Raw genomic sequence first — 12,039 nt, 5'->3', positions numbered from 1 at the left:
TCTGCTTGCTACGCAACGAATTATAGCAGTAATGATAATCATTATCAATTAAATTCGGAAGAAAACCGGCCCCCCGAACGGAGACCGGCTTCGGTTTGCGTTATGTAAGATTACTCGCTGGAAACGTCCCGGCGGTTGCGCTGCATCGAAGCGCGCCGGAACAACAGGTTCGCCATGTTGTAATTGGACTCGAACTGAACGCTCACGGACAACTGACCGTGCCGGAGAACGAAATCGTATGCGATCTCCCCATGCGTCCACCCCCGTTTGTGCCTAAGGGCCTCCGTGGCCATTCGCCGAAGCAGGCGTACCTGTTCGCCGGTCATGCACGCCGGATCATTGTCCCTCGTCCCGCAATCGACCGGCAAATGCCGAATCCCGAACTTCCCGATTTCATCGTTGCGAATTTGAATGACGATCGTTCCCGCGGACATGCCGGTCAATTCGCTCTCGAGCTGTTCCAATGCCAGATCCACTTGCCGTGCTAAGGACACATGCTCCAAACTTAATTCTCCTCCTTTTGGCATATCCTGTTCATAGGTTGGTACTTAGGACTCAGTATAATCAAAATTTTACAAACATTCAATCATTCTTCCAAAAATTTTGTCATATTTTGCTTGCTATGACAAAATAAAAACAGCTCGGCCCCAGGCTGCGGATTTCACAACCGGGGCCGAGCGAATGTCCTACGTGGAAAGGTTACCGGGTCTGAAGCTTGCGGATCAACTCTTCGAAAGGGACGACATCGGATACGGCACGGGCGACCGCGCCGCGCCAGAAGTCCGGCTCATCCAGCTTCACGCCGAGATGACGGGATGCCAGGTCTTCAACCGTCATCACGCCGGTATCCTGAAGGAGCGCGTCGTACCGGTCGCGGAAGATTTCCCCTTCTTTCTCGGCGACCTCCTGAAGCCCCGTGCTGAACAGGTATCCGAACGTATAGGGGAAATTATAGAAAGGCACGTCCGTGGCGTAAAAATGCAGCTTCGAAGCCCAGAAATGCGGATGCCAGCTCCCGAGCGCGTCTCCGAACGCTTCCCTCTGCGCCTCGGTCATCAATTCGTTCAGCTCGGCCGCCTCCAGCATCCCCTTGGCCCTGCGGCCGTAGAACCTCGTTTCGAAAAGGAACCGGGCCCGGATGTCCATGCAGAACGATACCGCGCTTTGCAGACGGCCGTCGAGCAGGACGAGTTTCTCGCGGTCGGTCGCCGCGCGCGCCAACAGTTCGTCGCTCACCAGGCCTTCGGCGAACGTGGAGGCCGTCTCCGCGACGTTCATCGCGTAATCCTGGTTAAACGGCGGCAGACCGAAGACGAGCTCCCCATGGTAAGCGTGCCCGAGCTCGTGCGCCAGCGTCGAAACGTTGCCCGGCGTTCCCGAATACGTCATGAAAATCCGGGTCTCGCGCTCGAGCGGGTAGTCCGTGCAGAAGCCGCCCGGACGCTTGCCCGGACGGTCTTCCGCCTCGATCCACCGCTCGCGGAACGCGCGGCGGGCGAGATCGGCCAATCTGGGAGAGAAGCGGGCGAACGCCTCCTCGATTAAGAGCGCGGCTTCCCCGTAAGTGATTTTCGATTGGTCGGAAGGCAGCGGGGCGGATACATCCTGCCAATCCAGCTTCTCCTTGCCGATCAGACCGGCTTTCAGCGACATGTATTTCTTGAGCGGTTCGATCGAATCGTTCACCGCGGTCCACATGGCGTCCAGCGTCGCCCGGCTCATCCGGTTGATCCGCAGCGGCTCCTTCAGGACGTCGTTCCAACCGCGCAGCCCATACAGCTTCAAACGGAATCCGGCCAATCGGTTCAGCGCGTCCGCGCACAGATCGGCTTGCTTCGCCCAAGCCTTCTCCCACTCGGCCATCATCCGGTCGCGGACGGCCGGATCGGCATCTTCCCTCTTGTTGAACGCCTGTCCGGCGGACAACATGACCGTTTTCCCGTCTTCTTCCCACGGAATGCCGATTTGGCTGACGATCGTTCCATAATGCTCGCTCCAACCGTGATAGCCGTCCACCGCCAGCTCGCTCGCCAAACCTTCCAGGACGGGCGGGAGTTTGTCTTTCGTCCCCTCTCTCCGCTCGTTCAGCACGAAGGAGAGCGGCTTCAGGTCCGGCTCTCCGATCCGGGACTGCCACACCGGCTCCGGCATCGCCGCGAGCAGGGCATCATAGAGATCAAGAGCCTGCCGGTAACGGGCGGATAACGTCTGCACCCTTTCCGTCCACGCCACGGCCTTGCGGTCGGCGACCTGCTGGGAGGTCAGGCACGTCACGTAACTGTCGGCCTCCCGCAGCCTCGGCTGGATTTGCTGCAGCTTGGACGTCCAATCCGCCAGCTTCCCTCCGTCCGGATCGCGGTTCCCGTTTTCTTTCAGGTCCCTCAGCAAATCCGCCGTCAACCGCTCGGTCTCTTCGACGAACGCGGTGAAAACCGGCGACGCCGAACCGCCGGGGAAAAACGTATCCAAATCCCAAACCATCGAATAATCGCGTTTCATGTATTCACCTGTTCCTCCAATTGCGCGCCGCGCGGGAGTGTTGTATGTTGTAGGTACATGTTGAGGGGGTTGCCATGATACCGTTCCGTAACAGCTTGCCTTACGACATCGTCATGAAAGACGTCTATGTACCGGAATGCCCGTTCTGCGGACGTTCCCAAGTGCTTCTGCCTCTGAAGGCCGAAGACGTGCGGGAATTGCGCGGAAGCGCGCGCAAACGCGCGGTCATCTTCCCATGCTGCCATACGCGGCTTCAATTGGTGGACGCGGACAACGACTACTTGCTCGCGGACCGCCCCCTTCGAAGCGGAGGATAAACGGGATCTTCTTCAAGCGCCGTTCTGGCTCATCTCTTCCGGCAGCTCCAATCCGCCGCTGGACATGTCTTCGCGGAGCTTCTGCCACATTTCCCGGGACGCCCGGATCATGCCCGCGTCCATGATTTTCTTGTCGTTGATGACCCGTCCGAACCAGCGGACCGCTTCGTGGTAGCGGTTCAACCTCCGGTTCAACTCCCCGATCAGGTACATAAGCCTCGCGTTGCTGACGGAATTGCGCTCGGTCTCGAACACTTTAATATACGCATCCAAAGCGAAGGTCAAGAACCGGTTTTCCTGCTCATGGTTCCCTTGATACCGGTACAGCCATGCGATGTGGTGCAGAATTCCGGCGATGACGCGGATGCTTTCGTCCACCGTCTGGGCCGTCAGCAAGGAGAGCTTGTAGCATTCCAACGCTTCCCTCTCCGTCCGTTCCCCGCCGTAATCCTTCGCCGCCCAATGGTTGCCGATCTTCTCGTAATAGGCCGCTTTTTGGTTGGCGTTCAGCCGTTCGGCGAAGCTTTCCGTCGACGCGAATCCGCAGAAGGGGCAAACCCTCACCACGTAAAAATCCGGATTGACCGATTTGAAATAAGAACAGAAATCGCTGTCGCTCCGGATCGCCCTCTTGAGGCTGGGGCGTACGCGGGACGTTTTGAAGCTCGTCTCGCAGCAGGCGCAGGTCACGCTGATTTGATAAAGCGGATCCACCCGTGATCCCTCCTTGAAGTCGGTCAATCATCCGAATTGATAAAATGATGGGCCGGACCGGACAGTCTTTCGAGGACGACGGGCCGGAGCGGTTCGGGAATATCGGTTTCGGCAAGCGCCCTGGCCATGCACGAGAGCCAGGCTTCCGCTCTGGCCGGCGTGACCGGGAATGGCAAATGCCTGGCACGCATCATCGGATGCCCGTACCGGTCGGAATACAGCGTAGGACCGCCGAAGAACTGCGTCAGGAACATATACTGCTTCTCCATGACCGGCTCGATGTCTTCCGGGAACAGGGGGGACAGGAGCGGATCGGCTTTCACCTTCGGGTAAAATTTCTCGACGAGATCCCGCACGGCCGGCGCGCCGCCGACGGCTTCGAACAAGCTGACGTATTCGGACAAGGAAAAGTTCCTCCTGAAGTTTGTGCAATCGAGATCGTGAGCCCATTATACCACATTTGGGACATTCGCCCGAACAAAGCAGAAAAGCCCCTGCTAGGGGGCTAAAGGATGATAAACCGCCTGGTCCGAAATGCTCAAACGTCTTCCTCAGGGCTGACGATCGCTTCTCGAATGACATAGACGAAAGCGCATACAAGAAATCCTGCCACGATTGCCGCCATTCTTCATCACCCCGTGCGTCGCCGGAAATCCGGCATTGGTTATGGTTCCATTGTACCACATCGGTTTCGCCTTGCGCCATCTATTTGTAACCGGTTCCAATGACATTTTTTCTCTTTTCCTGCCAGTTTGGAAAAATTCGCGGATCGAGCTCATATACTGGGACAAGTAGGCGTGGAACGGAGGGATCCCTTGAATATCGGAACGGTCCGCGGCAAGCGTGGGCACGGGGGCTCTGCGGCGGCATACGCGATCGGAATCGGGGGATGCGCCCTGCTCATCGGCGGCATGGCGCTGGCCATGCCGGAAGTCGCGCTGCAGGCCTCCCTGCGGGGAGTCAAAGTATGGTGGGAGGTGCTGTTTCCCGCCTTGTTTCCGTTTTTCGTCCTGTCGGAGCTGCTGCTCGGATTCGGCATCGTGCATCTGGCCGGAACGCTGCTGGACCCGCTCATGAAGCCGCTGTTCCGGCTCCCGGGCGCGGGCGGATTCGTTGTGGCGATGGGATTCGCTTCCGGTTATCCGGTAGGCGCCCGGCTCACGTCGCGGTTGATCGACCAGAAATTGGTCAATCGCGCGCAAGGGGAGCGGCTGGTCGAGATGACGACGACTTCGGATCCCATCTTCCTGATCGGCGCGGTATGCGTCGGATTTTTCGGACGGCCGGAAGCGGTCCCCGTGCTGGCCGTCGCGCATTACGGAGGCGCCATGCTGCTAGGGGTCTTGGGCCGGTGGCGCCGCGACCCGGATGGCGGGGACTCCTTGGCGGCGCCGGAGCACGCTTATCCCCGTCCCTCAGGAAATCGTCTCCGCGCCGCCTTCGCGGCCATGCACCGGGCGAGACTGGCGGACGGCAGGCCGTTCGGCATTCTGCTTCAGCAGTCCTTGCAGTCTTCCCTCTCCCTGATGATGATCGTCGGGGGACTTGTCGTGTTTTTCTCGGCGGCACTCGATCTGCTGGTGCACAGCGGCGTTCTCCGCATGTTTCGCGAAGGGGCAGCCATGGCGCTGCAAACCGTCGGCATGCCGGGCAGCCTGTCCTCCTCTTTCATTCACGGGACGTTCGAGGTGACGCTCGGGGCCCGCGAAGCCGCCCGGTCGGCAGACGGGAGCGCCCTCCTGCCGCTGGTCGATCGGCTCGCCGCGGCCGCATTCGTCCTCTCCTGGGCCGGTCTATCCGTGCATGCCCAGGTAGCGGGGTTGATGAGCCGAACCGGGTGGCGTTACGGCCCGTTCGCCAGGACCCGCTTGCTGCACGGCATCATTGCCGTCGCGGCCGTTTATCTGATCTGGCCGCTGTTCGACTTCACGGAAACGGCATCCGTTCCCGCTTGGGGAAACGTTTCGCCCTTCCCTGCCGCAGGCTGGGTTCCATGGTTATGGCCGCCGGCGGCCGCAATCGCCGTTCTGGCCGTGCTCATCGCCGCGGGGCTCGCGGCAAAGGCGATTCAGTGGCTGCGCTTGCGGATTGCGGCCAAGTGATCTTGCGGGGCGGGATTGTCTTCCCGTCCCGAATTGTTTATGATCGTAGAAAGAAACGAGGAATACCCTCTTGCATAAAGGAGCGTCACCGTTGAAATACGCGCTGCTCGACCGGGGAGACCCGTTGTCACGGGAGCTATCGGAACAGTTTCATTCCCTCGCGGCGGAACGGGGGATCGTCCATGACGAAACGTCGCCCGATCTCGTGCTGTCCATCGGAGGCGACGGGACGATGCTGCAGGCGTTTCACCGGTTCCGCGAACGGCTGAAGAACGTCTCGTTCGTCGGGGTGCACACCGGCCATCTCGGCTTCTACGCGGACTGGCAGAAAAACGAGTTGCCCGAGCTGGTCGAACTGATCGCGACGAATGAACCCCGTAAAGTGCAATACCCGCTGTTGCAAATCGAAATCATTACCGACACGTCCATAACGTCCTATCTGGCGCTCAACGAATTCACGCTTAAAAGCGTCGACGGCACGCTGGTCGCCGGCATCAACATCAACGACGAGCCGTTCGAGATGTTCCGCGGAGACGGCATCGTCATTTCCACTCCTTCAGGCAGCACCGGCTACAACAAAAGCTTGGGAGGCGCCGTGATCCATCCGTTTCTCGAAGGCCTTCAGATCGCGGAAATCGCGTCGATCAACAACCGCGTTTACCGAACGCTCGGTTCCTCGATCATTCTGCCCAAGCACCACCACTGCGATATCGTTCCGGATCCCGAGGAGCAGCTGTTCATGTGGATCGACCATATTACTCTGCAAATGACGGGCGTGCGCTCCATCGTTTGCCGGGTTGCGGACGATAAAGTCACGTTTGCCCGTTATCGTCCCTATACGTTCTGGAACCGGGTGCGTGAAGCCTTCATCGGCTCCGGATCGGATAAGTAATCGCCAGCTTATGCGCGAAATCGTGTCCGTTTGGCGCGATTTCGCGGCTTCGCAACAGGGGCTTGGGCTGCGCTTCCGAGCGCCTATTTGTATGTGAGGGCTTAAACTCACGGCAATCACATAAGCCTGCACCATACGCTTAAACTCCGCCAACCCCGGCGCTGCTGTCATTTTAAGCTTGCACCGCACGTTTAAACTCCGCCAACCGCTTCACTGCGTCATTTTACGCTTGCACCACACGCTTAAACTCCGCCAACCCCGGCGCTGCCGTCATTTTAAGCTTGCCCCACACGCTTTAACCCGGCCAACCGCCTTGCTGCCGTCATTTTAAGCTTGCTCCACACGCTTAAACCCGGCCAACCGCCTCGCTATCGTCATTTTAAGCTTGCCCCACACGCTTAAACCCGGCCAACCGCCTCGCTGCCGTCATTTTAAGCTTGCCCCACACGCTTTAACCCGGCCAACCGCCTCGCTGCCGTCATTTTAAGCTTGCCCCACACGCTTTAACCCGGCCAACCGCCTCGCTGCCGTCATTTATAAACTTGCCCCACACGCTTTAACCCGGCCAACCGCCCTGCTGCCGTCATTTTAAGCTTGCCCCACACGCTTTAACCCGGCCAACCGCCTCGCTATCGTCATTTTAAGCTTGCCCCACACGCTTAAACCCGGCCAACCGCCTCGCTGCCGTCATTTTAAGCTTGCCCACACGCTTAAACCCGGCCAACCGCCTCGCTGCCGTCATTTTAAGCTTGCCCCACACGCTTAAACCCGGCCAACCGCCTCGTTGCCGTCATTTTAAGCTTGCCCCACACGCTTTAACCCGCCTCGTCTACAGCTCACCAACCTACTTTGACCCGAGGTCAGAGATTTCGGCGTTCTAACCGGGTTTTTCCGGGTTGCAGCGGTCCTGGGATGGGTTTGCGGCGTTCTAACCGGGTTTTTCCGAGTTACAGCAGGCCTTGGGTGGGGTTGCGGCGTTCTAACCGGGTTTTTCCCGGTTACAGCGGGCCTGGGACGGGGTTGCGGCGTTCTAACCGGGTTTTTCCCGGTTACAGCGGGCCTGGGGTGGGGTTGCGGCGTTCTAACCGGGTTTTTCCGGGTTGCAGCGGTCCTGGGGCGGGTTTGCGGCGTTCTAAGCGGGTTACAGCGGGCCTGAGTTGGGTTTGCGGCGTTCTAACCGGGTTTTTCCGGGTTACTGCGGTCCTGGGATGGGTTTGCGGCGTTCTAAACCGGGTTTTTCCGGGTTACAGCGGGCCTGGGGCGGGTTTGCGGCGTTCTAACCGGGTTTTTCCGGGTTGCAGCGGGCCTGGGGTGGGGTTGCGGCGTTCTAACCGGGTGTTTCCGGGTTACAGCAGGACTTGGTTGGGTTTGCGCCGCAGTAACCGGGGTTTTCCCGGTTACTGCGGCGCAAGCCATTTTTTCGCGTAAAAAGCCTCCAACGCCATTAGACATGGGGTTGGAGGCTTTTCTTTACGCTGCTAATCGCCGCTGCCGGGATGTGCCGGCGTGCCGCTGCCAGGCGCCGCGCCTTCCGGCCGGTTCGGCTTCCCGCCGAATCGGTTTCGCCGGCGGTTCTTGCCCGGCCAGCGGCTGCCGTTCTTGGCCGCGTCCGCCTTCTGCCCGCCAAACTCGGCAGCGCGCGGCTCGGCCGGACGCGGAGCTTCGTTCGGCTGGCGCCACGAGCCGCCCGGCTTGGCGCCGCCGCCCTGTCGTTCTGCGCCTTGCGGCCGCGGACCGCCGCGGCCAGTCTGCTTGCCGCCGGACCGGCCATCTGCTTGTCCCGCGTTCGGGCCGCCTGGACGCCTGTCCGATGCGCCGCCGGAAGAAGGCCGTCCCGGCGGTCTCCCCGCGTAGCCGCCGCCGTCCGACACCGGCCGGCCCGATGGGGACGGGCGGCCTTCCGCCAGTTTCGCATTCGCCTGTTGCTGGCGCCGCTCCGCTTCCGCTGCCGCTCGGGCCATCGCGGCGGCGCCGGGCACGCGGACCGGCCCGCCGGGGCGTTCCTTAAGCGGCCAACGCATCAGGATGCCGTTGTGGTTCGCCGAAGACGCCGCCGTCTCGGCGGTCTGGGCATCCGGTTCGCCCGCGGTCCCCGCCGCCTTCGGCGCGGGTTCGGCCGGCCCAATCAAGTCCCGCGTCCCGGGCGGAACCGCGGAGGCATCCGTCTTGTTCAGCACGAAATAGGCACAGCCGAAATTGCAGTATTCGTTCAAGTAATCGACCAGGCTCGAAATCGCGGATTCCTTCGTCGCCCGCGGGTGCCCGTCCTTATAGAACCCCCGCAGCCGAAGCTGGTTGTAGCCCCAGTCGCCCACGATGTAGTCGTAACGCTCCAGCACCTCGCTGTATCTTTCCTTGAACGCCTCGGCATTCCAGCCGTTTTTATGCTCATAGGCCAATGAGTAAGCATTGCCGCCCGCCAAAAAAATCACGCTGTTTTCCTCCCGGTTCACGCTTTCCGTGCTTCGGCCGCGGAAGCGGATTTCACCTGCTCGTGCGCATGATAGGAGCTCCGGACGAACGGCCCCGATTCCACGTGGGAAAATCCGCGCGCCATCCCGTCCGCTTTCAGTTCGGCGAATTCGTCGGGATGGACGTAGCGGACCACTTCCAGGTGGTCTGGGGTCGGCTGCAAGTATTGCCCGAGGGTCAGAATGGTGACGCCGACCTCGCGCAGATCGTCCATCGTTTGGCGCACCTCGTCCAGCGTCTCGCCGACGCCGAGCATCAAGCTCGATTTCGTCGGGATGCCCGGATTCATTTCCTTGGCCCTGCGCAGCAGCTCCAGAGAACGTCGGTACTTTGCTTTGGCGCGTACGCGGTCCGACAGCCGCTCCACCGTCTCGACGTTATGATTCAAAATGTCCGGACCCGCGTCCATCACGATTTGAAGCGAATCCCGGTCCCCCATGAAATCCGGAATGAGCACTTCAACGCTGCAAAGCGGCAGCTTCTTGCGGATCTCGCGGATAGTGGCGGCGAAGATCGATGCCCCTCCGTCCTTCAAATCGTCGCGCGCCACGGAAGTGACGACGCAGTGCCGAAGACCCATCTGTTCGGCGGCTTCCGCGACCCTCTCCGGCTCCTTCAGGTCGAGTTCCGTCGGAAGACCCGTCTTGACGGCGCAGAACCGGCAAGCCCGGGTGCAAATATCGCCTAATATCATAAACGTGGCAGTTCGGTTGGCCCAGCACTCGTAGATGTTGGGGCAGCGCGCTTCTTCGCATACGGTATGCAGCGTCCGGGTCCGCATCATGTCCTTGAGTTCCCGGTACGGCTCACCCGTCGTCAGCTTGATTTTCAGCCAGTCTGGCTTGCGCGGTTTGGCGCTGGTCGACATCGGCTATCCCCTCTTTCTGTCCCTTATTATAATGCAGCGCGGACCGACTAACAACAAAACCACGCGAAAGCCGAAATCCGCCGCGCCGATGTCTGCCTCTACATGAACTTTCACGATTTTGCAAATCCTACTCCTTACGATTCGACGCGCGGGTACCGGGACTTATCGAACCCATGAAGGAGGGGGTTGATGGCATGGAAACTCAGAAGCTGAAAAGAAAGCGAAACGGCCGATGGCTGCCCTTCGCGTTGTCGTTCTTCCTCATGCTCGGGCTGGCCCCCGGGCCAACCTCCCGCGCCCATGCGGAGGAGAAACCGAACGTACCGCCCGACGACGCGCAGCGAGTTAAACAGCTGTATGTCAAAGTCGCGCGGAAAGCGGGATTGCCCTGGCAGGCGGTCGCGGCGATCGACCGCTACGAGCGGACCTTGAGCCGCGCCCATCCGAAGACGCGCCCGCTGCGGCCGGACGCCCTCGTCGGCGTCTATATCCCCGCTGCCCTCTGGTGCGGCGAGCTTAACCCGGATTCCGGAGATACCCGTCCTTTGTCGATCCGGTTCTTCGGCGGAATCGGCCGTGACGGATCCGGGGACGGAATCGCCGACCGGAATTCGGACGCCGACCTGCTCTACACCGTCGCGAGCAAGGTCAGAGAGTACGGCAGCAGCCAGGACGACTTCGCCATCGGTTTATGGGAGTACTACCACAATACTCGAGCCGTCCAGCGGGTGCAGCAATTCACCAAAATCATCGAAGCGTTCGGACGCCACGACCTGACGCGCCACGCCTTCCCGGTTCCTCTCGGTTCCGCCTATTCCTACCGCAGCACATGGGGCGACAGCCGCGGCTGGGGCGGTTACCGAATCCATGAAGGCACCGACATTTTCGCGGGCTACGGCGTACCGGTGCGAAGCACCAGTTTCGGCGTCGTCGAGTTGAAGGGATGGAACCGTTACGGAGGCTGGCGGATCGGCATCCGCGACCTGGACAATCTGTATCATTATTACGCGCACCTGCAAGGCTTCGATAAGAAGCTGAAAACGGGAGACGTCGTGCAGCCGGGCCAAATTATCGGATGGGTGGGCAGTTCGGGGTACGGACGTCCGGGAACGCAAGGCAAATTTCCGCCTCATCTGCATTATGGAATTTATCGGGACCGCGGCTTGATCGAATGGGCTTTCGACCCCTATCCCCTGCTCCGCAAATGGGAGAAGGAAGAAAGAAAAGCGCTCCGGGTTACCCGCTGAGCGCTTCTTCTTCAAGGCTTCCCCGTTTCCGCCGGGGCCGGGGGCGCGGGCAACGTGATCGAAGGGGCGCTTCCCGCGCCGTTGCCGACGGGATTGCCCTTGCTGTCATAGTAGTACATGGGCACGCTTCCGACCACGAGGGCGTAGGAGAGCGGGATTTCCGTCTCCAATGTGTCGGGTGCCTGATCGAAGGGGATGACGACGGCGATTTCGGTCCGGATGCGAATGAACACTTCCACCAGCAGCATGTTGATGCCGGTTTCCGTTTGCCGGGTATCGACCTCCGCCTGGACCGCGCTGGCCGGATGGAAGGACACCGAAACCCGGGGCCCGAAGGAAGACAGCAAAGGACTGTTCAGCGCGTGACCGATCGGGATGCGCTCGGGAACGTCCTCTTTATCCTTGAGCACCCGCTCCACGATTTGCACCGTCCGGGACGTGAGCTTCATCTGCTCCTTGAAATCGATGAGAAACCCCGTCACCTTGCCGGCATCGTCGAGCTTCCATTGAATCATCTTGTCCGCGTCCGCCGTCTCCGCGATCTCTTGGGTGATCGCCGTGTTGATCGCTTCGGTCGCCATTTGCTTGACCCGGACCTGGGCCAGGAAGAGCAAGGGGCCTTTCAATTCTTTATCGAAAAATACGAAAGACTGGATCACGGCAAACAGGAGCAGGAGAATGGCGATAAGCCACACCTGCCTCCGCTTGAGCCTGCGCCTCGGGCGCCTTGGCGTCCATCCTTTGAACGCCGAGCCGCCGCCGGCTTGCGCGGATCTCGGCATCCAGCGCGGCCGTCCCCACCTGCGCGGGATCGGCTTTGGCGCCTGCCAGCTTCCCGCCGAGGGAAACGCCCTTCCCCATCTGCGCCGCATGGCGGACCCTCCCGTCCGGTTGAACGCGGCGAGTTCGTCCTTCATCGCCGCCTGTC

Annotated in this window: 11 protein-coding genes; 4 read left to right on the top strand and 7 right to left on the bottom strand. The window is 60.5% G+C overall.

The window, feature by feature from the left end; all coding sequences use genetic code 11:
* Positions 1–110: 110 nt before the first annotated feature.
* Both GE107_RS14525 and GE107_RS14520 read right to left on the bottom strand, forming a co-directional pair.
* Positions 111–494: an O-methyltransferase gene (locus GE107_RS14525; protein WP_370636432.1), complete on the bottom strand. Its 384-nt coding sequence runs from the start codon at positions 492–494 to the stop codon at positions 111–113.
* A 205-nt stretch (positions 495–699) separates the two neighbouring features.
* Entirely contained in the window at positions 700–2,499 is a 1,800-nt protein-coding gene (locus GE107_RS14520) for a M3 family oligoendopeptidase (protein WP_219640698.1), read from the bottom strand.
* 74 nt (positions 2,500–2,573) lie between these two features.
* Between GE107_RS14520 and GE107_RS14515 the strand changes: the two genes are divergently transcribed.
* Complete coding sequence (locus tag GE107_RS14515) at positions 2,574–2,816, top strand: hypothetical protein (protein WP_219640697.1); 243 nt, start codon at positions 2,574–2,576, stop codon at positions 2,814–2,816.
* 12 nt (positions 2,817–2,828) lie between these two features.
* On the opposite strand, the gene GE107_RS14510 is transcribed toward GE107_RS14515, so the two are convergent.
* Complete coding sequence (locus GE107_RS14510; protein ID WP_219640696.1) at positions 2,829–3,530, bottom strand: DUF2225 domain-containing protein; 702 nt, start codon at positions 3,528–3,530, stop codon at positions 2,829–2,831.
* Between the two features lie 23 nt (positions 3,531–3,553).
* On the bottom strand, positions 3,554–3,934 hold the full coding sequence (locus GE107_RS14505; RefSeq protein ID WP_219640695.1) for a globin domain-containing protein: 381 nt from the start codon (positions 3,932–3,934) through the stop codon (positions 3,554–3,556).
* 411 nt (positions 3,935–4,345) lie between these two features.
* Here GE107_RS14505 and GE107_RS14500 point away from each other — a divergent pair, with 411 nt between their 5' ends.
* Both GE107_RS14500 and GE107_RS14495 read left to right on the top strand, forming a co-directional pair.
* Positions 4,346–5,632 (top strand): nucleoside recognition domain-containing protein, encoded by a 1,287-nt coding sequence (locus tag GE107_RS14500; RefSeq protein ID WP_219640694.1) that lies wholly within the window; start codon positions 4,346–4,348, stop codon positions 5,630–5,632.
* Positions 5,633–5,723: 91 nt separating this feature from the next.
* Complete coding sequence (locus GE107_RS14495; RefSeq protein ID WP_219640693.1) at positions 5,724–6,524, top strand: NAD kinase; 801 nt, start codon at positions 5,724–5,726, stop codon at positions 6,522–6,524.
* Positions 6,525–8,002: 1,478 nt separating this feature from the next.
* On the opposite strand, the gene GE107_RS14490 is transcribed toward GE107_RS14495, so the two are convergent.
* Together GE107_RS14490 and lipA are read right to left on the bottom strand one after the other, a co-directional pair.
* On the bottom strand, positions 8,003–8,956 hold the full coding sequence (locus tag GE107_RS14490) for a YutD-like domain-containing protein (protein ID WP_370636427.1): 954 nt from the start codon (positions 8,954–8,956) through the stop codon (positions 8,003–8,005).
* A gap of 17 nt (positions 8,957–8,973) precedes the next feature.
* Positions 8,974–9,864 carry a lipoyl synthase gene (gene lipA, locus GE107_RS14485; RefSeq protein WP_219640692.1) on the bottom strand — a complete coding sequence of 297 codons (891 nt, stop codon included), beginning with the start codon at positions 9,862–9,864 and terminating at the stop codon, positions 8,974–8,976.
* Positions 9,865–10,058: 194 nt separating this feature from the next.
* Here lipA and GE107_RS14480 point away from each other — a divergent pair, with 194 nt between their 5' ends.
* Positions 10,059–11,111 (top strand): M23 family metallopeptidase, encoded by a 1,053-nt coding sequence (locus tag GE107_RS14480; protein WP_219640691.1) that lies wholly within the window; start codon positions 10,059–10,061, stop codon positions 11,109–11,111.
* Positions 11,112–11,122: 11 nt separating this feature from the next.
* On the opposite strand, the gene yunB is transcribed toward GE107_RS14480, so the two are convergent.
* Positions 11,123–12,028 (bottom strand): sporulation protein YunB, encoded by a 906-nt coding sequence (gene yunB / locus GE107_RS14475; protein ID WP_219640690.1) that lies wholly within the window; start codon positions 12,026–12,028, stop codon positions 11,123–11,125.
* Positions 12,029–12,039: the final 11 nt, after the last annotated feature.

This window comes from Cohnella sp. CFH 77786, assembly GCF_019400745.1.
Taxonomy (GTDB): domain Bacteria; phylum Bacillota; class Bacilli; order Paenibacillales; family Paenibacillaceae; genus Cohnella.
Note: the sequence above shows the minus strand (reverse complement) of the source record. Positions and strands in the feature narration are given on the sequence as shown.

Bases quoted from the DNA above. Each gene is read 5' to 3' on its own strand.
- GE107_RS14520 (WP_219640698.1), bottom strand. From the start codon at position 2,499: ATGAAACGCGATTATTCGATGGTTTGGGATTTGGATACGTTTTTCCCC.
- GE107_RS14515 (WP_219640697.1), top strand. From the start codon at position 2,574: ATGATACCGTTCCGTAACAGCTTGCCTTACGACATCGTCATGAAAGAC.
- lipA (WP_219640692.1), bottom strand. From the start codon at position 9,864: ATGTCGACCAGCGCCAAACCGCGCAAGCCAGACTGGCTGAAAATCAAG.
- GE107_RS14480 (WP_219640691.1), top strand. From the start codon at position 10,059: ATGGAAACTCAGAAGCTGAAAAGAAAGCGAAACGGCCGATGGCTGCCC.
- yunB (WP_219640690.1), bottom strand. From the start codon at position 12,028: ATGAAGGACGAACTCGCCGCGTTCAACCGGACGGGAGGGTCCGCCATG.